Annotated in this window: 24 protein-coding genes; 16 read left to right on the top strand and 8 right to left on the bottom strand. The window is 43.5% G+C overall.

Annotated features, from left to right (window positions below; genetic code table 11):
* Positions 1–29: 29 nt before the first annotated feature.
* Positions 30–905 (bottom strand): AraC family transcriptional regulator, encoded by an 876-nt coding sequence (locus GVN20_RS07530; RefSeq protein ID WP_166557728.1) that lies wholly within the window; start codon positions 903–905, stop codon positions 30–32.
* A gap of 171 nt (positions 906–1076) precedes the next feature.
* On the opposite strand from GVN20_RS07530, the gene GVN20_RS07525 reads away from it, so the two are divergent.
* Positions 1077–1904 (top strand): phytanoyl-CoA dioxygenase family protein, encoded by an 828-nt coding sequence (locus GVN20_RS07525; protein WP_166557727.1) that lies wholly within the window; start codon positions 1077–1079, stop codon positions 1902–1904.
* A 29-nt stretch (positions 1905–1933) separates the two neighbouring features.
* Positions 1934–2641 carry a ComF family protein gene (locus GVN20_RS07520; protein WP_114065369.1) on the top strand — a complete coding sequence of 236 codons (708 nt, stop codon included), beginning with the start codon at positions 1934–1936 and terminating at the stop codon, positions 2639–2641.
* A 75-nt stretch (positions 2642–2716) separates the two neighbouring features.
* On the opposite strand, the gene GVN20_RS07515 is transcribed toward GVN20_RS07520, so the two are convergent.
* Positions 2717–4024, bottom strand: coding sequence for an SUMF1/EgtB/PvdO family nonheme iron enzyme (locus GVN20_RS07515; RefSeq protein ID WP_166557726.1), 1308 nt, complete (start codon positions 4022–4024; stop codon positions 2717–2719).
* Positions 4025–4278: 254 nt separating this feature from the next.
* On the opposite strand from GVN20_RS07515, the gene GVN20_RS07510 reads away from it, so the two are divergent.
* The gene (locus GVN20_RS07510) at positions 4279–5838 is read left to right on the top strand and encodes a hypothetical protein (RefSeq protein ID WP_166557725.1); all 1560 of its coding nucleotides are present in this window, start codon (positions 4279–4281) and stop codon (positions 5836–5838) included.
* Here the strand turns inward: GVN20_RS07510 and GVN20_RS07505 are convergent.
* On the bottom strand, positions 5822–6832 hold the full coding sequence (locus GVN20_RS07505) for a hypothetical protein (RefSeq protein ID WP_206023220.1): 1011 nt from the start codon (positions 6830–6832) through the stop codon (positions 5822–5824). The genes GVN20_RS07510 and GVN20_RS07505 overlap by 17 nt on opposite strands.
* A gap of 156 nt (positions 6833–6988) precedes the next feature.
* Complete coding sequence (gene ruvC, locus GVN20_RS07500; protein ID WP_114065373.1) at positions 6989–7579, bottom strand: crossover junction endodeoxyribonuclease RuvC; 591 nt, start codon at positions 7577–7579, stop codon at positions 6989–6991.
* Between ruvC and GVN20_RS07495 the strand changes: the two genes are divergently transcribed.
* From GVN20_RS07495 to GVN20_RS07485, 3 genes are read left to right on the top strand one after another with little or no spacing between them, the layout of a single operon-like run.
* Positions 7578–8579 carry a lysylphosphatidylglycerol synthase domain-containing protein gene (locus tag GVN20_RS07495; RefSeq protein WP_166557723.1) on the top strand — a complete coding sequence of 334 codons (1002 nt, stop codon included), beginning with the start codon at positions 7578–7580 and terminating at the stop codon, positions 8577–8579. The two genes, ruvC and GVN20_RS07495, sit on opposite strands and share 2 nt — an antisense overlap.
* 47 nt (positions 8580–8626) lie before the next feature.
* Complete coding sequence (locus GVN20_RS07490; RefSeq protein WP_166557722.1) at positions 8627–9757, top strand: glycosyltransferase; 1131 nt, start codon at positions 8627–8629, stop codon at positions 9755–9757.
* Between the two features lie 39 nt (positions 9758–9796).
* Positions 9797–10471 carry a polysaccharide deacetylase family protein gene (locus GVN20_RS07485; RefSeq protein ID WP_166557721.1) on the top strand — a complete coding sequence of 225 codons (675 nt, stop codon included), beginning with the start codon at positions 9797–9799 and terminating at the stop codon, positions 10469–10471.
* Positions 10472–10508: 37 nt separating this feature from the next.
* On the opposite strand, the gene GVN20_RS07480 is transcribed toward GVN20_RS07485, so the two are convergent.
* Positions 10509–11189 (bottom strand): DUF3267 domain-containing protein, encoded by a 681-nt coding sequence (locus GVN20_RS07480; RefSeq protein ID WP_166557720.1) that lies wholly within the window; start codon positions 11187–11189, stop codon positions 10509–10511.
* Between the two features lie 39 nt (positions 11190–11228).
* Positions 11229–12953, bottom strand: coding sequence for a GMC oxidoreductase (locus tag GVN20_RS07475; RefSeq protein WP_166557719.1), 1725 nt, complete (start codon positions 12951–12953; stop codon positions 11229–11231).
* A gap of 149 nt (positions 12954–13102) precedes the next feature.
* Here GVN20_RS07475 and GVN20_RS07470 point away from each other — a divergent pair, with 149 nt between their 5' ends.
* The 9 genes from GVN20_RS07470 to GVN20_RS07430 all read left to right on the top strand — a co-directional run bounded on the left by GVN20_RS07470 (position 13103) and on the right by GVN20_RS07430 (position 20758).
* On the top strand, positions 13103–14236 hold the full coding sequence (locus tag GVN20_RS07470; RefSeq protein ID WP_166557718.1) for an AAA family ATPase: 1134 nt from the start codon (positions 13103–13105) through the stop codon (positions 14234–14236).
* Between the two features lie 3 nt (positions 14237–14239).
* On the top strand, positions 14240–14914 hold the full coding sequence (locus GVN20_RS07465) for a hypothetical protein (RefSeq protein WP_206023219.1): 675 nt from the start codon (positions 14240–14242) through the stop codon (positions 14912–14914).
* 83 nt (positions 14915–14997) lie between these two features.
* A complete protein-coding gene (locus tag GVN20_RS07460; RefSeq protein ID WP_114065379.1) occupies positions 14998–15846 on the top strand; it encodes a MoxR family ATPase in 849 nt (282 codons plus the stop codon).
* A gap of 46 nt (positions 15847–15892) precedes the next feature.
* Positions 15893–17095 carry a VWA domain-containing protein gene (locus GVN20_RS07455; protein ID WP_166557717.1) on the top strand — a complete coding sequence of 401 codons (1203 nt, stop codon included), beginning with the start codon at positions 15893–15895 and terminating at the stop codon, positions 17093–17095.
* A 23-nt stretch (positions 17096–17118) separates the two neighbouring features.
* Entirely contained in the window at positions 17119–17814 is a 696-nt protein-coding gene (locus tag GVN20_RS07450; protein ID WP_166557716.1) for a hypothetical protein, read from the top strand.
* 48 nt (positions 17815–17862) lie between these two features.
* Complete coding sequence (locus tag GVN20_RS07445) at positions 17863–18573, top strand: 16S rRNA (uracil(1498)-N(3))-methyltransferase (RefSeq protein ID WP_166557715.1); 711 nt, start codon at positions 17863–17865, stop codon at positions 18571–18573.
* A gap of 125 nt (positions 18574–18698) precedes the next feature.
* On the top strand, positions 18699–19103 hold the full coding sequence (locus GVN20_RS07440; protein ID WP_114065381.1) for a LytTR family DNA-binding domain-containing protein: 405 nt from the start codon (positions 18699–18701) through the stop codon (positions 19101–19103).
* Positions 19104–19204: 101 nt separating this feature from the next.
* A complete protein-coding gene (locus GVN20_RS07435; protein ID WP_229598998.1) occupies positions 19205–19879 on the top strand; it encodes a DUF4159 domain-containing protein in 675 nt (224 codons plus the stop codon).
* Positions 19880–19969: 90 nt separating this feature from the next.
* Complete coding sequence (locus tag GVN20_RS07430; protein WP_114065382.1) at positions 19970–20758, top strand: acyl-CoA desaturase; 789 nt, start codon at positions 19970–19972, stop codon at positions 20756–20758.
* A 61-nt stretch (positions 20759–20819) separates the two neighbouring features.
* Here GVN20_RS07430 and GVN20_RS07425 read toward each other — a convergent pair whose 3' ends face one another.
* On the bottom strand, positions 20820–21350 hold the full coding sequence (locus tag GVN20_RS07425) for a 5' nucleotidase, NT5C type (RefSeq protein ID WP_114070116.1): 531 nt from the start codon (positions 21348–21350) through the stop codon (positions 20820–20822).
* A gap of 151 nt (positions 21351–21501) precedes the next feature.
* Here GVN20_RS07425 and GVN20_RS07420 point away from each other — a divergent pair, with 151 nt between their 5' ends.
* Positions 21502–23313 carry a gliding motility-associated C-terminal domain-containing protein gene (locus GVN20_RS07420; protein ID WP_166557714.1) on the top strand — a complete coding sequence of 604 codons (1812 nt, stop codon included), beginning with the start codon at positions 21502–21504 and terminating at the stop codon, positions 23311–23313.
* A gap of 67 nt (positions 23314–23380) precedes the next feature.
* On the opposite strand, the gene sucC is transcribed toward GVN20_RS07420, so the two are convergent.
* Positions 23381–24604: an ADP-forming succinate--CoA ligase subunit beta gene (gene sucC, locus GVN20_RS07415; protein ID WP_166557713.1), complete on the bottom strand. Its 1224-nt coding sequence runs from the start codon at positions 24602–24604 to the stop codon at positions 23381–23383.
* Positions 24605–24864 lie beyond the last annotated feature (260 nt).

Genomic DNA, 24864 nt, shown 5'->3' with positions numbered 1-24864 from the left:
AATAGAATGCAATTGACGCTGATTTGCCTTTAACGGATTCGTTTTTTTTGTTCAGTTTTATACTGGAGCGGAGAGAGGCCCGTGTGACGTTTAAAAATTTGATGAAAGTTAGATAAATTGCGAAAGCCGCATTCCAACCCAACCTGCGCTACACTAAGATCAGAATTGCTGAGAAGCTTTCGGGCGTGACTGAGGCGAAAATTATTTAGAAATTCAACATACGTTTTCTGCGTCCTTTTTTTGAAATACCGACAAAATGCAGGAACGGTCATGTGCGCCGTTTCGGCCACGATTTCCAGCCGAATTTCTTCCTGAAAATGCCTCAAAGTAAACTCAATGATACGTTTCATCCGCTCGGTATCTGCGTCGTCGGGTGTGATTTGGTAGGCGGAACTGGCCAATGCCTCGGCAGATTTATCCTTAGTCAAAGCTAAAAGAATGCCTAAAAATGAAATAAAGCGGACACCTTCGGGCAAATACGGCAATTGGAGAATGTCTTTTTCTATTCTTTGGGTAGATTCATTACTAAACTTAATACCCCGCGCTGACCGTTTCATTAATTCCTGAATTGAAGTGAATTCGGGCACTTTTTCGATGAAATCATAAACCAGACTTTGCGGGAATTGTATCACTACCGATTCGGCCCATAGCGCGGGGTTGGATTGATAAAAGGCGTCATCATTTCGCCAAAAATGGGGGAGGTTTGACCCCAACAAGACCAAATCACCTTCGTAAAATGGCCCAATATGATCACCCACAAACCGCTGTCCGTGACTTTTTACAATATAAGTAAGTTCATATTCTGGATGATAATGCCATGGTGCGTCGAAAAACGCCATGTTGAAACCACGGGCCAAGTAAGACAAAGAACCTTCGATGCTTAATTTTTCAAGTTGTGGTTTCATGGCTTTAAGTTGTTAGGACTGCAATACCAAAAATATCAAATATTTGCCTTATTTGTTTTTATGTAGTCTATTATAAGTTAATATACCATATATTATAATCAAAAAATCGTATTTTCTCATTTTGAAAATTCTGTTATTTTGTATCAACAGTTAAGCTAACCATCTATACTTATGCTCGCAACAATTGATACCACGGTGTTGAAGGAAGAACTAAATACACCTTATTCGGTTTCGCCCGAAGCCATTGCATTTTATCAGGAATTTGGCTACATAAAACTCAAAAATGTGTTGAGTCCCGAAGTACTTTCGTATTACGGTGACATCATTACTGATTTGGTTTTTAAACTTAATAAATTGACCAAACCGATGGAAGAGCGCACCACGTATGAACGCGCCTTTTTGCAAATCATGAACCTTTGGCGGGAAGACGAAACGGCCAAGGAATTTGTGTTTTCGAAGCGCCTCGCCCAAATTGCCGCCGACTTAATGGAAGTGGACGGAGTTCGTTTATACCACGATCAAGCCCTCTATAAAGAACCGACGGGCGGTATTACGCCTTGGCACGCGGATCAGTTTTATTGGCCATTGGCTTCACCTAAGACCATAACCGTTTGGATTCCATTGCAGGCTACACCGATGGAAATGGGCCCGTTGGCGTTTGCTGAAAAAAGCCAAGCCGTTGAGATTGGGCGTGACCTCGAAATTAGTGACGAAAGCGAATCTTTGATGTCTCAAAGTCTGACGCAATTTAATCTCAACGAAGGTCCTTTTGAGTTAGGAGAAGTGAGTTATCATGCTGGTTGGCTGTTTCACCGCGCGGGACCCAATGTCTCTAAAACTGCTCGTAAAGTAATGACGATGATATACATGGACAAAGACCAACGCGTGATGCAACCCCGAAACAGCTATCAAACCGCCGATTGGGAAACATGGCTGGCGTCGGCGCCCGTTGGAAGTATACCAGATAGCCCGCTGAATCCGATTTTATTCAGTCGTTAAAAAATAGATTTGACTAATAATATACCAAAATGCCTCCAAAACTGCAATTTGCCCTTTTCTGGCGCGACGTACTTGATTTGTTTTATCCAAATCTGTGTAGCTCTTGTAAGGCGCAATTGGTAGGTAATGAGGAGTGTATCTGCACTAAATGCCGGGCAAATTTACCCCGTACGCAGTCTCATTTGATGAAGATTCCTGCACTAGCAGAAAAATTTGCGGGGAAAGTACCCGTGGAAAATGTTTACTCCTTTTTGAAGTTTGAAAAAGGAGGCGGAGTACAACGGATGCTACATCAACTCAAGTACGGCAAACGCCCCGAAGTGGGAAAGGTGCTGGGACAAATCTATGGGCATGAACTTTTGCAAGCGGGCGAGGGGCATTCTTTTGATTGGGTGCTTCCCATCCCTCTTCATCCCCGAAAATTGGCGCAGCGGGGCTATAATCAAAGCGACCAATTTGCGGCGGGCCTTTCGGCAAGTTTAGGAATTCCGTGGTCGGGTGAAATTTTGAAACGGGGCAAATTCACGGAGACTCAAACGCATAAAACCCGCTTCGAACGATTTGAGAATGTGTCGGGCATTTTTGAAATCACACAGCCCGAAAAAATCCATACCCGACGCATTGCCTTGGTAGACGATATCGTTACGACGGGTTCAACGTTGGAGTCGGCAATCATTGAATTGCGCAAAAACGGCGCGAAGGAAGTATCGGTCATAACAATCGCGGCGGCGTATTAGGAGGAATTATCTCAAAAAAAGGAGGGGCGACTGCATTTGCAATCGCCCCTCTTTCTATTTCAAAAAATGGAATGTCTATTTATTTCTTCCCGTTGAAATCATTGCGCAACGGAAACCGATGGTTGCGGTAGATGAATCCTGCGATAAGAAACGACGCGTACCTGGTGAAAGCCAATAGGCTACGTCATTCCAAGAGCCGCCTTTATAAACCCGCAACTTATCATTTACGACTGAGTTGCTGTTTTTGGCGTCGTAGCGTTTTTCGTCATCCAAAAAACCATCCCGACGTAGTGGGTTCAAATCTTTGAAGTCCATGTATGAAAGTGGACGATATACGTCATACACCCACTCATTTACGTTTCCAGCCATATTGTACAAACCGAAATCATTTGGCGGATACTTGTAAATTTCTTCAGTAATGATGGCGCCATCGTTTGATTTACCAGCAATACCCGCATAGTCACCGCGCGCCCGTTTGAAGTTGGCCAACATTTGACCTTTGTTTTTGCCGCGAGGATTGCGCATCGATGAACCGTCCCAAGGATAAATTCGCTGATTGGATTGGTTTTCGTCGGCATACTGCGTACCAATCATGGCTTTGGAGGCATATTCCCACTCGGCTTCTGTAGGTAGGCGATAATCAGGTAATACATAGCCACTTTCTACCGCTGGGCGTGCCGAAGGCGAACTGGCCATCAAAGCCTCTGACTCGGCCGCAGCTTGTCCTTTTTTCTTGCTACGCTTCATAGGAGAGCCTTTTTTGCTTTTGCCATTAGCTTGTTTAGCCAAGTTGCTGTTCACAAAATTGGTCCGCCATGTAGAATAATCGTTGGCCTGAACCCATGAAATACCTACAACAGGGTACATACGGAAACCTGGGTGACGGAAATAATAGGTTACATATGAATCATTGAAAGACAATGGATCGTACCACACTGTGGTATCAGGCAACGCTTTTGCATATACTTCTGCCGACGAGTCGCGTTGGGTATAGTGCAAATACTCCAAATAGTGCAAATTGGCAATTTCTGTTTCGTCCATGTAAAATGACTGCACACTCACAGTACGCTCGCGGTTGTCGTGCGTACTCATCACATCTTCTTCCAACGCCCCCATCGTAAAACGACCGCCTTCAATAAAGACAAGGTTGGGTCCTACAACTTGTGACTTGTAAGGTAATACCACAAAACCGTCTGATTCCTGCGAATCTGCCGCACCTTTCTTCTTTTTACTTTTCTTTCCATTCTTAGAGGCAAAGTCGGAGTTTGTAGCCGTACTTTTTTTGCCTGGATTAAGGCTGGAAGGGTGTTTTGACTTACAAGCACTAAACAGCACCGTGGCTGCCAGTACCCAAATCGCCGCTTTCATACTGAATTTGACCATTTAGATTAAATAGTTAATCGTTATTTTGATATTCGTTGCTCGTTATTGTGCTACAAGTGATACTCTTTCTTGGTAAAGAATCGGGCAAAAATACGATTATTGCCTAAAATACAACTAAAATTCTATTGATTTGTTCTGTATCAATAACTTTGCCAAACTTAAATAACCCCGATTTTTTGATTATACCTAGGGATTAATCCGTTTAATTTACCGGTCTAATAACGAACATAAAATTGGGTCTATTGTCCGTTCTAATGAGATTTTCTATAAATATTATCAAAGGGTGTTTTGAACAGCTGCACAAATTGGAGCGCCTGAACCTAAGCTCTTTTCTCCTTACGCAATGGGTTAGGAGATGGGTTTGCTTGTTTTGGCTACTTTTTACGTCTTTACAAACAATAGCCCAGTCGAAAATTTCATTTGATACGCTTCAAAATGATTTGAAAGGTGCGCTTCAATTTTTAGCGGATACACAGTGTAAGGAAACCATTGAGGGAAAAACGTACATTGGAGAATGGCCTGCTTACATGCAAATGTATAAACGTTTTGTCTTGCTGGGTACGCGACAAAAATACCGTGATTCCAATAGCTTTACAACGTCAGGTATTTATAACTTATTGTCGGAGATGTACTTAACCGATACGTCTTTGACGCAAATCCTGCCGATGTTGCGTGCTTCGTTTCCTGAGATTCAAAGCTATGCCACCGAGCAACGGTACAATTTTTGGAAGCTACTACCACCCAATCGGGATTTGCAGAAAGGTCCCCAACCTAGTTATGTGCCGTGGGTGCGGCGACCTACGCACTACAAACTTAGGTCGCGCTACATAAACAATGCGGCCAATGTCGAAAATGATGCCGACGATACTGCATCTGGCAATTTGGCGAGATTATATCATCGTCAAATTTTCGAAAAAAAAACAACCTTGCCAGTTGTCAATGACTCGCTATCGGATTTTAGTGATGCTTCGGAACGTCGATTGGCACCCTTTCAATTATTTGATACCTATCTTGACACGCTCCGAAAAAATCGGCATTGGTATAATTATTTGTTTAATGGTTGTGCACATTCGGGAGCGTATATGACTTGGCTAGGGCAGGAGGCAGCTTTTAAAAAATGGAGCATTGTCAAAACCTTCGGCCACAATCAGATATTTTATTTGAAACAAAGTATTTGTTATCCAAAGCCGTATCGCCCTTATATCCCCTACGGAACCAATGACGTTGACGCCGTCGTAAATGCTAATGTGCTGACTTATTTGGCCCAAAATGGTGAGTTAGTTTTGAGCAAAGGCACAAGCGGTGCTCATCGTTTTATTTATCATCAGGCCCTAAGAAAACGCTGGAGCCGGGCGGGGCATTATTATCCCAATCGATATCATTTTCATTATGCAGTTTCGCGGGCTTTGGCGGCGGGAGATACCGCCTTGCTCCCCACTGCGCGCTTGATGCTTCAGCATTTGATGGAGTCGCAACGGCAGGCAGGAAGCTATCGGAGTCGCCGTCGGGTAAATCATGGTGACGAGTTACAGTCGACGACTTATGCGTTGTTGGCCTTGCTGAATTTTAAAAAGATAGGGCTAAACGTCCCCCATTCTACATTTAATCGGGCCGTAAATTTTTTGCGTAGTCAACGGCAATGTGTTGATAGTAAGGTGTTTTGGAAAGGAGGTGTTTACTTTTCTGGTGGAACGGTGGTGCGAAATGTGCTCTATTTTACATCAGATGCTTACACAACGGCGCTGGTGGCGCAAGCATTGCAAAAATACATCATGCAGGAAAATCTCAGTCAATCAATCACTGGGCGTGACTAGCCGTCATATCAGAATCAACTACGGTGATGTGTAGCAGCGTTTGCGCACTCCCGATGGCCAAAGCTGTGTGGTCGGAAGTGAAAATAGCTTCATATATACTAAATTGGTCGTTGAGCTTTACGCCAAATCGCTTATAATTCCCCGTTTTATTATCCAACACGATTTGTCCGTCGCAGGCGGTATACAGGTCATATTTGTGGTTAGAAACCCGCCCCCAAATCAAGCCGGCATTGTTAATTACCTTTTTTTGAGCGTTACGATAAATGCGTCCCTTCTTGCCAATCCAGCCTCCCGTGGCTACAAAATCAGTGGCGTTTTCAAACTGTATTTCGTGAAATATACTGTTCCCTACTTTTTGTTTTCTTTGCCAGCGGTCATTTTCGAGTGCGTACAGGTGGGTGCGGTTGGGGGTGTACATAAGCGCATAAACCTGCTGATTATGAGGGTTGTATTTGACGCACCAAACCATTTTGAATGCATTGCTGTACACTTTTCGCCACGTGCGACCACGGTCGGTAGACTTTAGAATAAAACCCAAAGGGATGGTTTTTTGAGAATGGGCAATGGCGGTATTACCCCCACACACAAACGCCGTGGAATCATTTACCACCGCCATGTTGTAAAAACAGGCTTTTTCGTACCCTTTTACCTTGATAACCTCCCAGGTCTTGGCCAAAAGATTGTGCTTATAAATAACGCCTTGGTCGGCACAGGCAATCAAATTTTGAGCATCAAAACGATCAATTTTATAAATATCAACGTGAAGGTTTGGGTAGGAAACATCCGTTAGATTTCCGAGAGAATCACTAGATTTTAAGGTGCCATACTTGCCCCCAATCCAGAAGCGATTGCCTACAGGAACTATATCATAAAAAGAAGAGTCTTTAAACGTTTTGCCTTGTTGTAACACCTGAATACGTACTTCCTGCGCTTGGGCGCTGCAAAAAGCAATAAAAAGGGCATAGACGAGCGTTATTTTGGCTGTAAAGTTCAACAATGACGAGATTTTCTAAGGGTTCGAGTTTATAGACTTATTTGCAAAAATAGTCAAGAGACCTTTCTTTACAAACTTACAAGAAGACAACTTAGCGGGGTTTTACCACTATTTATTAAAAGGAAATGAGGCAAAAAACCTCATTTCCTGATTCAACTATTTGATTCGGTTGGGATTTTCGCTGACAAATGCCGACCAGCCCCCTTTTTTTGCTCCTTTCTTTTTGGAGGCTGCCGAGGGAAGCGCGTTGGCGTGGTAGTGGTGACAGATGGCAATGGCCACAGCGTCGGTAGCATCTAGGTATTGGGCTTCCAATTTTTGTTTAAGAATGCTTTCCAACATGTAGGCGACCTGCTCTTTGGAGGCACTTCCGCTACCCGTGACCGACATTTTTACGGTTTTGGGTGAATATTCCACAATCGGAATGCTGCGATTGAGGGCGGCGGCCATCGCAACCCCCTGAGCGCGACCGAGTTTAAGCATGGATTGGGGGTTTTTTCCATAAAACGGGTCTTCAATGGCCATTTCATCGGGCAAAAACTCTTCGATTAACTGCGTGATGCGTTCAAAGATTTTCTTCAGTTTCAGTTCGTGGCTGTTATATTTGTCAAGTTTTAACACGCCGTATTGTAACAATTCAATGCGATGTTCGATGATACGGATGATTGCGTAGCCCGCAATGCGGGTGCCGGGGTCGACGCCTAAAATGATTTTTTCAGTTGGCTGATTTGATAGGTTTTGTTGCATGATGCAAAGTAACACCCCTTCGTGGTTTTCTCGGCGGTATTCTCTCAAAAAAATCGGATGGGTTTTCAAATGGCTGCTATTGGTCGCCATGCTTTCTTACCTCTACGTGACAATTCAAGAAAAAGGCCAAAGTTTACAGGATGTTTTTCAATTGCTGCGGGAACGGCTCACCACCAATCACTTTGCAGAATTGGCATTAGTGATTTTGTTGACCCCGCTCAATTGGGCCTGCGAAAGCAGAAAGTGGCAATTGTTGGCCCAAAAGATTGAGAACATCAGTTTTCTGCAATCGCTGAAAGGGGTTCTGTCAGGATTGGCATTAGGGTTTATTATGCCCAACAACGTAGGTGATGCCGCAGGACGGGTGCTGTCGCTTCAAAGCCATCAGCGCCTGACTGGAGTAGGAGCGGCGCTGCTTTCCAATGGCCTACAATTTTATGTATCATTATTTTTTGGAACACTTGGCTGGGGATTTTTCATTGGCCAGCATCCTACGCTGCAAAGCTGGCCTCAGCTAACGCTTCTAGGGACATTAACGGCTACCTTGGTTTTTGGTATTTGGTTGATTATCACCCGTAAAAGTGCGGAGCTTTACTTGGAGCGATTCAAATGGTTTAGGTGGATTGAACCCTACGTAGACGTTATTGCTCAATACGATTTGGTTGAAATTCGTCGGGCTTTTCGTTGGGCGGTACTACGTTACGGTGTATTTACGCTTCAGTTTGGTCTGTTGCTTTTGATTTTTGACGTTTCATTGCCCATCTTGACGGCCCTTGCCTGCATTTTTCTGGTATTCTTTGCCAAAACCCTCATTCCCGCCCTCAACTTCTTGGGCGATTTGGGCATTCGAGAAGCGTCCTCATTGTACTTTTTTAGCTTTTATGACATCGCTCCTGCCCGGGTGGTGGCTGTAACCCTGACGCTGTGGTGCATCAATATTTTGCTCCCAGTACTGGTTGGGGCGTTTTGGATGTTGAAGATGAAGTGGTGGCGGGAGTGATTAATAAGTTAAGACTTGGAATGACCAGTTTTTTGTAATTTCGCCGCATGATGTATGCCGTCTTTTTTATTTTTTTTCTGTATGCGGTGGCTTGCCTGTGGCTCTGTCTACAGTGGATACGTATTCCTCAACGACATTCTGAAACAATTTCCGTCCCAAACGATTTTAAATTGTCGGTGATTATTCCTGTTCGCAACGAAGAACAGAACATTGGCGTATTGTTGAATGACTTACATCAACAGACGTTGGATGAGCGGCATATTGAAGTAATCGTCGTGAATGATGCTTCCACCGACGCCACTGAAGCGATTGTTCGGGCGTTTGTAGAAGACCAATTCTATGATTTGAAGCTTATTTCTTTAAATGATGTTGCCGTCAAGTCACCAAAAAAACGGGCGATAACTGCGGCATTGAAAGTAGCCTCTGGCCAATTGATTGTCGCTACCGATGGCGACTGTCGGGTGGGAGAGAAGTGGTTGGAGACGATTGTGCAGACTTATCTCCAAACCAACGCCAAGTTTATCAGTGGCCCTGTAACGTTTTTGGATGAAAAAAATACTTTTGATATTTTTCAGACCATTGAATTTGCCAGCTTGATAGGTACGGGTGCCTGCTTGCTAGAAGCGGGGCACCCCACGATGTGTAACGGCGCTAATCTTGCGTATCAACGGGCGGCATTTGACGAAGTGGAGGGGTATAAAGGGGTAGACCAGATAGCGTCGGGAGATGATGAGTTTTTACTCCAAAAAATCCATCAGCGGTATCCGGGAAGTGTGTATTTTTTGAAAAATGAAGCGGCCATTGTTCGTACTCAACCGCAGGAAAATTGGCGGGTGTTTTATCGGCAACGGATTCGCTGGGCGGGAAAATGGGCTGTAAATCGTAGGCTAGCAACGATGATTGTGGCCGTTTTTGTGTTTATTGTCAATGCTTTGACGATTGTGTTAGTGGCCAAAGCATTGGAAGAAGAAATGAGAGATTTTGGAATAAATACAATTTTAATTCTTAAATTTCTTCCTGAATTTCTATTTTTGGGTTTGATTATCAGTTTCTTGAAGAAACGTATCTTGGTTTGGTATATTCCTTTAGTGCAACTTTTTTATCCTTTTTATGTGTTGTTTTTTGGACTGGCGGCCCAACAGAAAGAGTATGAGTGGAAGGGGAGGAGATTGCGTTAGAAAGTACAGTTGACGGACAAAACTCACTATTTACAGCGAATGATTCCATTGTTTGTTCACAAATCACCCCGCCTGCTCAAGGCTTTCTACACACCTTTCGTGTGGAATATTTCGACCGACGAAAATATCATTTACCTTACCTTCGATGACGGCCCCATTCCTGACGTGACAGAGTGGGTATTGGAACAATTGGACTACTTTGATGCCAAAGCTACCTTTTTTTGTATTGGCGATAATGTGTTGAAATACCCCGATATTTTTTCGCAATTAGTTGTCAATGGACATAGCATTGGCAATCATACGCACAATCACCTCAACGGTTGGAAAACCGACGACTCAACCTATTGGCAAAACGTGGCCCAATGTCAAGAGATCTTGCCCGTAAAAACAAACCTGTTTCGACCTCCATACGGCCGCATTAAACTGAGTCAGGCCAAGCCGCTCCTCAATGATTACCACATTGTGATGTGGGAAGTACTAACGGGTGACTTCGAAAAATATCTTTCTCCCGAGCATTGCCTCGAAAAAACGCTGAAACACACGCAGGCGGGTTCTATCGTGGTCATGCACGACAGCCTCAAAGCATGGCGTAATATGAGTTATGTACTGCCCCGGTTTCTTGAACATTTTTCAGCTTTGGGCTACCGTTTTGAAGCATTACCCCAACAGGTTTCGGTAGAATTCAAATTGGGCGAGGCCATGAAAGTCTACTGAGACAACCAAACCTTCCGAAGGTTATGTTTGAGATATTTTAGTCGTCAGAGGGTTTTCTTGATTTTTCGCGAAAAAAGTACGAATAATTCTTCTCCTCTATATCGTCGTAAGTGTACATCCGAGAGGTGCGGTTTTTGTAAAAATAACGAATCAGGATAAAATCGCCCATGCAAGCGAAAGTATGCAGGAATAGGGCGCTTCCCCAAAAAAACTGCCATTGCGGAAAAATAAACCATAAAACAGTGAGCGAAATTGTAATGACCACAAAAGGCATGGCGGCCACCAATGCATTTTCGCGGAGGGTCATGACAAATTTTTGAGCGTAGGCGTACACAATCAGGCTTTTCATTGACCACCCAAAACCTACTTTTTGGGCACCAATCAGCTTAAAGAATAACCCGTGAATGGCTTCGTGGATGGGGAGTAAAACAATGAAAAAACATAGAAACGCGAGACCGAATTGGGTGGCAAAGGTATCTAATCCACCTTCTGATTTTGGAATGAATTTTCCGATTGACCAGCCCACAACGCCCCCAATGCCGGCAAACACTGCGAAAAAAAGCAGCGATTTGGCGTTTAATTTGGGTTTTGTGGGTTGATTATCAGGTTGTTTTATTCCTAATTCCTGCATCAGAAATTTTCCCATTTCATCCACGTGAAAAGAGTCAATTAATTCATAAGAGTTAGTGTCGTGCAGTTGTTCTACGGTGAGTTTCATACGTTGTTTTTCATAAAAACCACGAAGGAAATAAAAAGTTTATAGATTCATTTTTTTCATTTCTTTGACGGCATGGTCAGCGGCCCGTGCCGTGAGGGCCATGTAAGTCAGCGAGGGATTTTGGCAGGCCGATGAAGCCATGCTTGCCCCATCAGTGACAAACACATTCTTGCAGGCGTGTACCTGATTAAAGCCGTTAAGAACCGATGTTTTTGGGTCACGGCCCATGCGGGCGGTGCCCATTTCGTGGATGGCAAGGCCCGGGGCTTGGTGGTTATCAAACGCCGCCGTAACCTTAATGCCCGCATTGTGCATCATTTCCTGCGCTTGATTGAGTGCATCCAACACCATTTTATCTTCATTTTCGTGCCATTGGCAATCAATTTTCAGCGTTGGCATTCCCCATTTATCCTTTTTGTCTGGGTCAAGTTCAATTTTGTTGTCCACGTGCGGAAGCATTTCTCCCATGCCCGTCATGCTGAATGTCCAAGGGCCCGGTTTGGTCATGCTTTCTTTAAAATCTGCCCCAAAACTGTCGGTTCCGTTGCCGCGTTCCCAACCTTGACGCCCCGCTCCGCAGGCATAGGCATAGCCGCGTACGAAGTCTTTTTGTCGGTCGTTGCCGAGATTTCTGAAACGTGGTACGTACGAGCCTGCGGGACGCCGACCAAAATAATAGCTATCATTAAACTCTGCTCCTTCGTATATGCCACTTACCCGAATTCGGTAGTTATGGTCCATCAAATAACGGCCCAGTGCGCCGCTGTCGTTGCCCAAACCGTTGGGAAAACGACCCGAAGTGGAATTCATTAAAATGGCGGTACTATTGATGGTAGCGGCATTGACAAATATAATGCGGGCATAAAACTCCGTCATTTCCAAGGTATTGGTGTCAATGACGCGTACTCCCGTGGCCTTTCCCTTTTTTTCGTCATAAATAATCGAATGAACAATTGAAAACGGGCGTAATGTCAGCTTACCTGTTCTGACAGCGGCCGGAAGGGTGGAGGATTGGGTACTGAAATAGGCCCCATATGGACAACCTCTACTGCACCAATTGCGTGACTGACAAGCCGAGCGACCCAAGGCCGTATGAATTGCCGAAGGCTTGCTTAGATTGGCGGTGCGACTGATGATAAAATGCCGGTCGTTGTATTTATTGGCAACGGTTTTTTGGAAATGTTTTTCAAGGCAATTTAGCTCAAAAGGAGGCAAAAACTCGCCGTCGGGCAAGGATTTAATGCCGTCTTTATTGCCTGAAACCCCAATAAAACGCTCAACGTAACTGTACCACGGCGCTAGGTCTTTGTAACGAATGGGCCAATCAACCCCGATACCTTCGCGGGCATTTTCTTCAAAATTATCCTCGTTCCAGCGCTGTACCCACCGCGCCCACATCAGCGACTTGCCGCCTACCTGATAGCCGCGTGTCCAGTCGAAAGGCTTGATTTGGGTATAGGGATGCTCGTCGTCTTTGACAAAAAAATGATTGCCGTACTCGTTGGCAGCCGGGCCCGTTTTGCGCTGAATCGGCACGCGGTCTGAGAGTTCGAGCGGGAGGCGTCCCCGGTGGGCCATCTCCCACGGAGCCGACATAGTGGTGGGATAATCTACAACGTGTTTTACGTCGCGACCGCGTTCGAGCATCAGCGTGCGTAATCCTTTCTCGGTCAATTCTTTGGCGGCCCAGCCACCGCTGATGCCAGAACCAATGACGATGGCGTCATACGTGTTATTTTTCTGAACTTCGGTATTGAGGTACATTTGATAAAGTTTTACTTTAACTTATTATAATAAGTCTAGCTGCGTTTTTTTATACTCTTAATCCCATTGTTTTTAAGCCGACTAAATGAAGTAATGAGACGATAAAAAAAGTGTAATTTGCGGCAGGAAAAAGAAGCGAATGCAAAGACATGGTTCAGCAGATAACAATTGAAAATTTCAAATCTATTCAGTCGCTTACATTGGAGTTAGGGCGAGTGAATGTCTTTATTGGTGAAAATGGCAGCGGGAAAAGCAATATTTTAGAGGCTATTGCGATGGGTTCTGCAGCTGGAGAGAATAAATTGGATAATGAATTTTTGAGTTCAAGGGGAATTAGGCGAAGTGAGCCCCAGTCAATGAGAAGTGGATTTGAGAAGAAAAATCTAAAAAAAGACATTAAGATAAATATAACAAGAATTGCCCCATATCATCAATTAAGTTTTAAACTTAGAAATACTAATGAAATTTATTCCAAATGGGAACGAGAAATAGACTCAATTGAAGGTTTTGCAACTGCGTTCGCCCAAATAGATGAGAAAGAATTGAGTGATCCATCAATTATTAAATTTAAAAACGACACATATATAACTAATCAGATACTTTGGGAGAAGTTCTGGAATGATTTTCATGATTTTCTCATTTATTCCCCCGAAAACTATTTCCTCCGTCGTTTTGAAGATGAATCACAAATAACTCCGCTAGGCATCAGAGGGGAAGGTTTATTCAAATTGCTATCTGTAATTTATGAAGAAAAACCTGAGAAATTCCAAAAAATAAGGGATAACTTGGCCTTGATAGATTGGTTTGAGGGTTTTGATATTCCCAATGATTTGCGCTTTACCGAACGGCGGATTCGTATCAAAGACCGCTTTTTGGAAGAAGGATTGGCGTATTTTGACCAACACAGCTCCAACGAAGGTTTTTTGTATCTGCTGTTTTACTTCTCACTGTTTATCAGCGATTATACGCCCAAATTTTTTGCCATTGACAATATCGATAACGCCATGAATCCCAAACTGGCGAGCCGATTGGTGCAGCAATTAACGCAACTTGCCAAAGAACATGATAAACAGGTAATCATGACTACCCACAACCCTGCGGTGTTGGATGGGCTTGATTTGAAAGATGACGAACAGCGTCTTTTTGTTATTTCGCGCAACAAGCTTGGGCACACCAAAGCCTTACGCATTGCCCATAAATCTGCTCCCGAAGGTCAGGAACCCGTGCGACTGTCGGAGCAGTTTTTGAGAGGATACATTGGCGGGCTACCTAAAAACTTTTAATGTATGCCTACTTTTGGACTTATTGCGGAAGGCGTCACTGACCATGTGGTTTTGGAAAATATTTTGGTGGGCTACTTCAATGACCCTGACCTTGATGTTCGTCCGCTAACACCTTTGCGGGATGCTACTGATGCTTTGCAGGGGTTTGGTGGTTGGTACAATGTCTTTGAATATTGTAAATCCTCGTTTTTCAAAGACGCGTTTATTCAAATAGATTACATTATTATTCAGATTGATACTGACTGCTCCCATGAGAAAAATTATGATGTACCTCCGATTCATGGTGAGTCGACAGAAGAATTTATTGAACGAGTAATTGCCAAATTTGTGGGACTGTTTCAAAATGGCTTTGGAGAGAAATTTTATGAATCGTATCAACGTAGAATTCTTTTCGCAGTATCGGTCAATGAAATTGAGTGTTGGCTGTTGCCACTTTATTCAACTGACAAAAATACGCAAGCATCATCCAATAATTGCATCCATAAACTCAATCAATTGTTGACTAAAAGCAAAAAAGACATTATAAATCCTACTCGGAAAGATGCTAAAATCTATCAGAAACTGTCCCGAGAATTCTGTAAAACAAAGATTCTGAAAAACGCATATCCACAAAATCCAAGTTTCAACTATTTTGTGGAGCAGTATCTTGTAAAGATTGAAACAGCAAACCTAAGTTAGAAATCGAAAGAAAGTAATTGGTTGATATTTAGATGGTTAATGCAATCGAAAATCGTCAATCGAAAACCCCAATTTTTATACTAATGAATCTCCCCTTTGAAGGAACCGATAAATACGTAGCAACGCGAGAATTGTCGGTCGCGGTCAATGCCGCAGTTAGCTTACAAAAGCCGCTTTTGCTGAAAGGTGAACCGGGTACGGGCAAGACCATGCTGGCCTACGAAGTGGCCAAAGCACTAGGTAAACGGCTCATAACGTGGCATATAAAATCAACCACCAATGCGCATCAGGGGCTTTATGAGTATGACGCTGTATCGCGTTTGCGGGATTCGCAATTGGGCGATAAGCGCGTTTACAGCGTAGAAAACTACATCAAAAAGGGGAAATTATGGGAGGCGTTTGAGTCGGAAGAACAAGTGGTGTTGCTGATTGATGAAATTGACAAAGCCGATATTGAGTTTCCCAATGACTTGTTGCAGGAACTTGACCGCATGGAGTTTTACTGTTATGAACTCGACCGCACCATCGCGGCCAAACAGCGCCCGATTGTCATCATTACTTCAAACAACGAAAAAGAATTGCCAGATGCGTTTTTAAGGCGCTGCTTTTTCCACTTTATCCGTTTTCCCGACCGTGATACCATGCAACAAATTGTACATGTGCATTATCCCGAACTGGACAAAGAGCTGCTAGAACGCGCCATGAAAGCATTTTTTGCCGTGCGCGACGTAAAAGCCCTGAAAAAGAAACCTTCTACGAGCGAACTACTGGATTGGATAAAATTGCTTTTGTGGGCAAAGGTCTCCGCCGACGACCTCAAAGACCTCGAATCTCTGCCCGAAGTGCCACCGTTTTTGGGTGCTTTGCTCAAAAATGAACAGGACAATGATTTGTACGCGGCCCTCCGGGCAAAGGGTTTTAAACCGTATTAATGACTCGATTTTGATAGGATGATTCTCTGATTTAATGGTTGCGAATATGTTTTTAGACTTCTTTTTACTGCTAAAAAAACACGCCTTGCCCGTTTCTATCGGGGAGTACTTGAACCTGTTGGAAGGGCTCAAACGACAGGTGATTGACATGAGTGCGGAGGAGTTCTATTATTTCAGTCGCACGGCGCTCATCAAAAACGAGATGCACTATGATTTGTTTGATCGCCTTTTTGCCGAGTATTTCCAAAATGCCCAAACTGTCGAAGCAAAAATAATGGAGACCCATTTGCCGCCCGAATGGTTTAAAGATGCGCTGTCGCGCGAGTTGACCGACGAAGAAAAAGAGATGATAGAACGGATGGGCGGCTTAGAAAAGCTTTTTGAGCGGTTTCAGCAATTGCTTCAAGAACAAAATGAACGTCACGACGGAGGCAATACTTGGATTGGTATGGGGGGGACTTCACCTTTTGGCAACAATGGCTATAACCCAGAGGGTTTTCGGGTAAAAGGGCCTTCTGCGGGCAACCGTACGGCCACCAAAGTTTGGGAAAATCGGGAGTATAAAAATTACGATGAAGACCTCGAACTCAACACCCGCAACATGAAAATGGCCCTGAGGCGGTTGCGAATTTTGACCCGCGAAGGTATAGACGAAGAGCTTGATATGAATGCCACCATCGAAGGCACCAGCCGTAACGCTGGCATTCTGGACATTCACATGCATCCGTCGCGCAAAAACAACGTTAAAGTGTTACTGTTGTTGGACGTAGGCGGTTCGATGGATGAGCACATCGAGCAATGCTCACAATTGTTTTCGGCGGCCAAGTACCAGTTCAAACACATCGAATATTTTTATTTTCATAACTGCGTTTACGAAACCCTTTGGCGCGACAATACCCGCCGAAGTTCACGCGTACCTACGTTGGAGGTATTGCATAAATACAACAAAGAATACAAAGTGATTTTTGTGGGCGACGCCTCCATGGCTTCGTACGAAATTACGCATCCAAGAGGCAGCGTAGAGCATTATAATGAAGAGTCGGGGCTGGTTTGGCTCAATCGTTTTAAAGAACAATATCCTCATTTTGTGTGGCTTAATCCCGTTACGGTGGCAGATTACTGGAAATACACCCACAGCATCAGTATCATTCGGGAATGGGCCGACAATCGAATGTTTCCGCTCACACTCAGCGGACTGACCCAAGCAATGAAATGTTTAAAAAATCCTAAAGTTAAATTTGAAAGTTAGGAGTTAGTGAATTCTGTATTAGTATGATGCCTTTTCGAGATATAACAATTTATTACTCTGACAGAGAAACATCTGACTTTGATTCACTCAATAATCCAAATCATTTTCGTCAGACCGTTAATTTTATTTGCGATTTTTACCACCAATTGTTGAATGGATACAAACCCTTAAAAACGAGTCGACTTGGTATTCATTTTACACATCGTTTTTCAGATATTTTGGGGAAACCTTCTTATTTTGGTTCAATATGTAGCGTCTGGTGTTACTTTGAAGAGGATAAATACCTTGCTTTTTCAGGGAATGTCAGAATAAGATATTTACTTGATTTGTTACATTCCTCAGTAATAGTAACTGCCAGCACTTTGGGTTGGGATAAAGAGGTCTTTCAAAATGCTTATAAAAAAATAATAGATGCTGATTTTCGGTTCGTAAAAGAATATCCTAAAAAATTGAATAGGGTCCAATCTCATACGGGGCAAGTTATTTTGGAAAAAGATATTTTCACTTCTAAAATCTATTTTGTTGTTTCAGATGGTGCATCAACTACTAAACACGAAGCATTAATCAGAGATAATGGTGGTTATTTGGATTCTTCATACTTTACGTCTAAAAGGGCTAAATGGTTGAATAATAACGACTATGGAGTGGAGATGAAAGGACAAAACCAAAAAGTTTATTATTCTACTATTCAAAATAAAATGTGTTTTGAGGGCTTTTAGGGATAACTTTAAACGCACTTCTTTTTCTTGACTTCTGACTTGTTAACCATGCACCTCTTTTACCAACCCAATTTCTCCGAACTTTCCGCTTTAATCGACGACGAAGCTTTTCATGCCGCCAAAGTACTGCGTTTGCGTGAAGGGGAAGCGGTGCGGGTCACGGACGGGCAGGGGAGCTGGTATGATGCCGTTGTGCAAAGCAGTACGCCCAAACGTTGTGATTTAAAAGTGGTTCAACAAACCGTACAGACCCCGCGAAACTATCGGATTGAAGTTGCGTTGGCCCCCACCAAAAACATGGACCGAATTGAGTGGTTTGTGGAAAAAGCGACCGAAATCGGGATTGATACCATTTCCTTTTTTTATACCAAGCATTCTGAACGACGCAACATGAAGTTGGAACGCCTCCATAAAATCGCCGTTTCGGCCATGAAACAGTCGTTGCAGGCTTTTTTGCCCCAAATCAGGGAAGTGGGTGATTTTGGAAAATATATCCCTATGGTCAATACAACCCAAAGGTTCATTGCACATTTACCCGAAGATAAAATCCCCGCACATTTATTAAAAAAAGCGGGTCCTGCCCAAAATTATACCGTAGTGATTGGCCCCGAAGGAGATTTTACGGAGGCCGAAATACAGTTAACCCAAGCACACGGATTTGAGATGGTAACGCTCGGTAATACTCGTTTACGTACCGAAACGGCCGCTTTGGTAGCTTGTCAAACGCTTCATTTGGTTAATATTATATCCCAACCCTAACGCTTCGCTAGGGAATTCTCCACGGTTCACTTGGCTATTGGTACGATTCACTGTTTCTTATTTGAATTAGGGCCGCATCAAACCCCACCTTTGGGGCATTGAAAAACCCTAAATCAATTTTAGCCATGTCGCAGCCACAACTCTTTTCGCTACCTCAACTTGAAGAAACCCCCATTCACCGCCTTTGCATTCACATCGGTGGATTGGTCAGAACGATTGATATTCAAAGCATCATGTACCTCCAATCAGAAGTAAATTATACCCGTTTTTTTGCCAAAGACGGAAAGACCTACTTGGAGGCTAAGACATTAAAGCATTTTGATAAAGTACTGGAAGATACGGAGTTTATTAGAATTCATAAGTCTTATTTGGTCAATCGAAATTGCATTGTGTCGATGACTTCCGATTTTGTTTTACTCAAAAATGGGGTTCAACTGCCCGTTTCACGCCGCAAAGGGCGGGCCCTCAAACGCAATCGGAACGTGGTTTCGCTCTTTAGCAAACTGCGCGAGCGCCGAACTTGGTATTGATTTTGCTGGAGATGGATAAAATCGGTATATATGTTTGCGTAAACCGTTCGTTTACGTTAAGTTCGTAAAACCATAAATTATCCATTTCAGACAAGGCAACTATGACACTTATTCGCCTTTTTTTTGTATCCACTCTGCTGACGGTTTTCTGTTTCTTGCCCTCCGCCCATGCGCAGTACGCGTATAAAATTGCAAAGCTTAAATACGGTGGTGGCGGTGACTGGTACGCCAATAAAACATCATTGCCCAACTTAATTAAATTCTGTAATCAAAACCTGCGCATGAATGTCTTCCCGGACGAAGACATTGTGGAACCGGGAAGTCCCGACTTATTTTCCTACCCATTTGTGCATTTAACGGGCCACGGCAACGTCCTGTTTTCGGATTCGGAAGCTCGAAATCTGCGCCGTTACATGATTTCGGGGGGCTTTTTACACTTAGACGATAACTATGGCCTTGATAAATTTATTCGGCGGGAGATGAAAAAAGTCTTTCCCGAATTAGAGTTTGTTGAAGTGCCTTATACGCATCCTGTCTATCACCAAAAATTCAATTTTCCCAACGGCCTGCCCAAAGTACACGAGCATGATGCTAAATCTCCGCAAGGATTTGGGCTTTTTTGGGAGGGCCGTTTGGTATGTTTTTATAGTTACGAGTGCGACTTAGGAAATGGTTGGGAGGACCAAAGTGTTTATAACGACCCTGAAGAACTGAGACAGCAGGCGTTGCGCATGGGAGCCAACTTGGTACAATACGCGCTTACGGTAAACCAATAACGGCGAAAATTCGCTTTTTTCTGTTGGTTTTGCCGAAAGTATTTCTTAGATTTGTACAAGTTTTCACATTAAAATAACCCGTTAATTTTCATGTACGCAGTATTGGCCGCTTTTTTTGGACACTGGTATCTTTCCTTGTTTTGTCAAACATTTTTTTTGCATCGTTATTCTGCCCATAAAATGTTCACTATGAACAAATTCTGGGAAAAGTTTTTCTATGCTTTAACCTACATTTCACAGGGTTCATCGTATTTAAGCCCACGCGCTTATGCCATTTTGCACCGTATGCACCACGCATTCAGTGATACCGACAAAGATCCGCACTCTCCGCACCATACTGAGAACGTATTTACGATGATGTGGAAAACCAAAGATATATATAATGCGGTTTTGAGCCGTAAAATGAAAGTTGAGGCTCGTTTTGAGCGTGATTATCCTTATTGGGAAAAACTCGAAAAACTGGGTGATTCGTGGATGTCGCGTCTTGGTTGGGGGCTTTTGTATTCGGCTTTTTACATCTTCGCGTTTATCTATTTGGATATGCACTGGGCGTTTTTCCTATTGTTGCCAATCCATTATTTGATGGGGCCCGTACACGGTGCCATTGTCAACTGGAGCGGACATAAATACGGTTACCAAAATTTTGACAACAAAGATGAGTCTAAAAACTCACTTATTTTTGATATTTTGATGATGGGAGAGTTGTTTCAGAATAATCACCACAAATTGCCCAACCGGGTTAATTTTGGAGCAAAATGGTTTGAATTTGACCCAACTTACCCCGTAATTAAACTCCTGAGCTGGACCAAAATCATTAAAATGAAAGAGTCAAAAGTAGGAGTAGAAGTGCCTAAGCAAAAGGCTGAAATGATGCATTAATTCACTTTTGTGTTTTATATAATAAACGAAAAAGGGACGAAATATTCGTCCCTTTTTCGTTTTAGAGCAAGCGTGATGCAATTTCGTCCCAGCCCATGACTCGGTCAAATTCGGTATCTTCTAAATTATGAGGTGCGTTAAACAATAACCCTTTCCCTTTGAACGTCTTTAGGTTACGGGGAAGGTCGTCAACCAAATAATCGCCACTGAGCACACTTTTGTCGCCGCAGAAAATAATATTTGACCAAGGGATAAAATCGAAATATTTTTTTAACCAATCGTATTTTTCACGAAACGAATTTGGGAATTCCATCGCCGCCGTTGCCACAAAAATTTCATATTTTTTACTAAGGGCAAGAACAGTTTCCTGTGCATTGGGCACCAATGGAATATCGCTGAAAAAGCCTGGCTCATGAATGAGTCCATAGAGGCGTTGATGATGGTCGGAAGATAGAATTTTGTGTAAAGACATCTTGTCGAATTCTTCGCGGGCAAGGCCCGTTCCGAAGTCACGCACGATAATATCAGCGAGTTTGCCGTGGGTATCGGCCAGTACGTCATCTTGGTCTAAAATAAGGCGAGGTTTTGTCATTATTATTGAAACGTTAGTTATAAAGACAACCGTCTCAATTTTTGAAAAATTCACCATTTCCTAAAAATTTGCGTTTTAAAAATAGTACAATCTGCAAAAACCTTCTTTTGGAAATGGAGTTAAGTCATTGATACATTGTTATTTTTAAGCTATGCCGAAGCGTTACATTATTTTTTTTCTTTGGTGGTTGGCGCTGCAAGGAAGAGCCCAAAGAAATGACTGTAATTTGTCAATCAACAAGCCGATTGTTAGCGTATCAAAAGCAGGAAGACCCGCGGTAGCCGCCCTAACGACCGTTTGTCAGGATAGTTTAGTCCAACTTAATCTAAAGAATTACGAAAAAGGGACGGTGGTGCAGTGGAGGTTGAATAATACTGATATTCCAAACGCAAAGGATACCATTTTGGTAATCAGAAACAATCAGGCAGGAGTTTACACTTGTACTGTTAAAAACAATGTGTTGTGTACAAATCCAGTCGTATCTGACCCCGTTGCTATTTCATTGATTCCAAAACCGATTGTAGGGCCATTGATGCGAGGCGGCTTTGTGGGTACGCCCTGCGTGGATGGCTACGAAAAACTGACCGTAACCGCCACGGGAAACAGTTCGTTAAGTTATCAATGGTTGAGTGAAAACAGGCCGATAGAGCGGGCAAATTCAACCTCATTTGACGTTATTGAAACAGGGGTTTATTCCGTAAGGGTCACGGACTCTGACGGATGTGCCACCGTATCTGGTAATTTAACAGTTATACCAGCTACACCGCCCAAAGCCGAAATTAGTGCTTCAAAAGGAGGGTTTTGTGCGGGAGAAAACGTAACGCTTTTTTCGACCAGAGGCCGAACCAACGTATATCAGTGGATGCGAGACGGACAGCCGATTGGGGGAATAAAAGACACGATTATTATTGCACAGGCAGGGGTGTACAGCGTAAAAGTGACCGCGCCTAATTCGTGCTCCACTACGTCGTTGCCCATCACCGTGATACGTCATCCCGAACCCGTTGTTTCCATCGAAAGTCCTGGAAATGAATTTTGTCCAGGGGCGGCGCTGCCTTTAACGGCCACAGGAACTGATTTGAAAAAGTTTGAATGGTTTATGAATGGGCAACCGATTAAGGGTGCCTCCAAAAATAAGTTTGAGGTAAATGTGGAAGGGAGCTACTCCGTAAGTATCATTGATACGAATGGTTGTAAGGCGGTAGCAAAAGCCGTTGAAGTAAAAAAAGTGGACAAAATTACGGTACGAATCGACTCACTCCCCGATTTTTGTGGGCCATTTGGCAACCCGATTCCGCTTAAAGGTATACCTTCGGGTGGTTTTTTTTCGGGAACGGGCGTTGTTAATGGAGCCTTTGATTCAAAACTGGCGGGCGTTGGTGAGCATGTTGTTACTTATGTTGTACAAGGAGCCTTGGATTGTTTGAACGGGGAAGCCCAGAAAAAAGTCATTATTTCCCGACCTCCAACGCTCAATTTGGGAGAAGATCGCATTATTTTTCAGGGAAGTTCCTTATCGCTTGACGCTGAATTGGGCATTGGTTATACATACCAATGGACACCCACGGCGGGCGTTGATAATCCCGTTTCGCCCAAGGCGTTGTTTAGGCCCGAACAAACCACGACTTATCATATCGTAGCAATGGGACCGATGGGGTGCATGGCCGAAGACAGCATTATCATTACTGTATTTTCAGGCGTGTATGTTCCGGATGTTTTTACGCCCAACGGGGATGGTCAAAACGATACATGGGAACTGAAAGGCTTAGAGCAGTATCCCCAAGCCCAAATTACCATTTTCAATCGTTGGGGACAGGCCGTTTTTTATGAAACAGGTGAAGCACCCAAACCGTTTGATGGTACGTTTAATGGAAATGTATTGCCCGTTGGCGAATATGCCTACGTTATCCTTACTGAACCAAACGGGCACGTATTGCGGGGGAAAGTGTTGCTTCTGCGGTAAATAAAACAGGCAGCCTGCCGAAGCAAACTGCCTATTTTTAGGTATTTATAATTGATAAATCTCTGGCTTATAATCCAAGTGACTTCAGTACTTCGGTTACTTTGGCCGCCGCCTCTTTGAATTCAATGGCTGAATATACTTTCAGGCCAGACTCATTGATGATGCGCGCACCTTCTTCAGCGTTGGTTCCTTGAAGACGTACAATGATGGGCACTGGAATGTTGCCGATGGCCTTGTAGGCTTCCACCACCCCCGTTGCTACGCGGTCGCAACGTACAATACCTCCGAAGATATTGATAAGAATCGCTTTCACGTTAGGGTCTTTCAAGATAATACGGAAACCCGCTTCTACTGTTTTGGCATTGGCACCACCCCCTACGTCGAGGAAGTTGGCAGGCTCACCGCCCGAAAGTTTAATTAAATCCATTGTACCCATGGCCAAACCAGCACCGTTTACCATACAACCTACGTTTCCGTCAAGTTTTACGTAGTTGAGGTTGCTTTCGCCCGCTTCAACTTCCAACGGATCTTCTTCGTTGGTATCGCGCATGAGGGCGAGTTCAGGGTGGCGAATCAGGGCGTTGTCGTCCAAGTTTACCTTGGCATCAATGGCCATGATTTTATCGTCTGATGTTTTCAACACAGGGTTGATTTCAAACATAGAAGCGTCAGACTCCCAATAGGCAGTATAGAGGGAAGTGATAAACTTCACCATTTCTTTGAAAGCATTGCCTGAAAGGCCGAAAGCAAAGGCAATTTTACGGGCTTGGAATCCTTGCAAACCTACGCGTGGATCTACCCATTCTTTGATGATTTTTTCGGGAGTATGCTCTGCTACTTCCTCAATATCCATCCCACCTTCAGTACTTGCCATAATGACTGGACAGCCTTTGGCACGGTCGAGCAAAATTGAAATGTAGTATTCTTTGGGCTCAGATGCACCAGGATAGTAGGCATCTTCGGCCAAAAAGATTTTGTTTACTTTTTTGCCTTCAGGCCCTGTTTGGTGAGTGACCAAAACGTTACCCAAAAGATTAGTAGCGATTTCGCGCACTTGGTCGGGCGATTTCGCCACTTGCACGCCGCGTTGCTCCAAACCTTGAATTTGACCCTTACCGCGTCCGCCCGCGTGGATTTGAGATTTTACGACGACAAATTTTGAACCCGTACGCTCGGCAATCGAACGGTAGGCTTCTACGGCGCGCTCTGGGGTATCAACGACGATACCGTCTTGAATGCGAACACCGTATTTCTTGAGTATTTCTTTTCCTTGGTACTCGTGAATGTTCATATTATATATTCCGGTGAGTGTTTGTAATTTTTTGTTTTACCGTGCCAAATTACGGAAAATAACTGAATGAGAAACAGGATTTCTCTGGTTTTAGCCGAATGGGGCTGGATAATGTGCAGAATGTTGGTGAATAGGCACCCTTCAGGCAATTTTTCATTCTTATACGATTACTGCCTAACTGGAATAAATTGTAATAAGCATAGATAAAATAGAAATAAGTAACCATTTAATGCCGAAATCTAAAACTTTTCAGTAAATTC

The sequence above is a fragment of the Runella sp. CRIBMP genome, assembly GCF_009905605.1.
Taxonomy (GTDB): Bacteria; Bacteroidota; Bacteroidia; order Cytophagales; family Spirosomataceae; genus Runella.
This window is presented reverse-complemented; position numbering and strand designations above follow the sequence as displayed.

Coding starts and splice junctions, on each gene's coding strand:
- GVN20_RS07530 (WP_166557728.1), bottom strand. CDS start 905: ATGAAACCACAACTTGAAAAATTAAGCATCGAAGGTTCTTTGTCTTAC.
- GVN20_RS07525 (WP_166557727.1), top strand. CDS start 1,077: ATGCTCGCAACAATTGATACCACGGTGTTGAAGGAAGAACTAAATACA.
- GVN20_RS07520 (WP_114065369.1), top strand. CDS start 1,934: ATGCCTCCAAAACTGCAATTTGCCCTTTTCTGGCGCGACGTACTTGAT.
- GVN20_RS07515 (WP_166557726.1), bottom strand. CDS start 4,024: ATGGTCAAATTCAGTATGAAAGCGGCGATTTGGGTACTGGCAGCCACG.
- GVN20_RS07510 (WP_166557725.1), top strand. CDS start 4,279: ATGAGATTTTCTATAAATATTATCAAAGGGTGTTTTGAACAGCTGCAC.
- GVN20_RS07495 (WP_166557723.1), top strand. CDS start 7,578: ATGATGCAAAGTAACACCCCTTCGTGGTTTTCTCGGCGGTATTCTCTC.
- ruvC (WP_114065373.1), bottom strand. CDS start 7,579: ATGCAACAAAACCTATCAAATCAGCCAACTGAAAAAATCATTTTAGGC.
- GVN20_RS07490 (WP_166557722.1), top strand. CDS start 8,627: ATGATGTATGCCGTCTTTTTTATTTTTTTTCTGTATGCGGTGGCTTGC.
- GVN20_RS07485 (WP_166557721.1), top strand. CDS start 9,797: ATGATTCCATTGTTTGTTCACAAATCACCCCGCCTGCTCAAGGCTTTC.
- GVN20_RS07480 (WP_166557720.1), bottom strand. CDS start 11,189: ATGAAACTCACCGTAGAACAACTGCACGACACTAACTCTTATGAATTA.
- GVN20_RS07475 (WP_166557719.1), bottom strand. CDS start 12,953: ATGTACCTCAATACCGAAGTTCAGAAAAATAACACGTATGACGCCATC.
- GVN20_RS07470 (WP_166557718.1), top strand. CDS start 13,103: ATGGTTCAGCAGATAACAATTGAAAATTTCAAATCTATTCAGTCGCTT.
- GVN20_RS07465 (WP_206023219.1), top strand. CDS start 14,240: ATGCCTACTTTTGGACTTATTGCGGAAGGCGTCACTGACCATGTGGTT.
- GVN20_RS07460 (WP_114065379.1), top strand. CDS start 14,998: ATGAATCTCCCCTTTGAAGGAACCGATAAATACGTAGCAACGCGAGAA.
- GVN20_RS07455 (WP_166557717.1), top strand. CDS start 15,893: ATGTTTTTAGACTTCTTTTTACTGCTAAAAAAACACGCCTTGCCCGTT.
- GVN20_RS07450 (WP_166557716.1), top strand. CDS start 17,119: ATGATGCCTTTTCGAGATATAACAATTTATTACTCTGACAGAGAAACA.
- GVN20_RS07445 (WP_166557715.1), top strand. CDS start 17,863: ATGCACCTCTTTTACCAACCCAATTTCTCCGAACTTTCCGCTTTAATC.
- GVN20_RS07440 (WP_114065381.1), top strand. CDS start 18,699: ATGTCGCAGCCACAACTCTTTTCGCTACCTCAACTTGAAGAAACCCCC.
- GVN20_RS07435 (WP_229598998.1), top strand. CDS start 19,205: ATGACACTTATTCGCCTTTTTTTTGTATCCACTCTGCTGACGGTTTTC.
- GVN20_RS07430 (WP_114065382.1), top strand. CDS start 19,970: ATGTACGCAGTATTGGCCGCTTTTTTTGGACACTGGTATCTTTCCTTG.
- GVN20_RS07425 (WP_114070116.1), bottom strand. CDS start 21,350: ATGACAAAACCTCGCCTTATTTTAGACCAAGATGACGTACTGGCCGAT.
- GVN20_RS07420 (WP_166557714.1), top strand. CDS start 21,502: ATGCCGAAGCGTTACATTATTTTTTTTCTTTGGTGGTTGGCGCTGCAA.
- sucC (WP_166557713.1), bottom strand. CDS start 24,604: ATGAACATTCACGAGTACCAAGGAAAAGAAATACTCAAGAAATACGGT.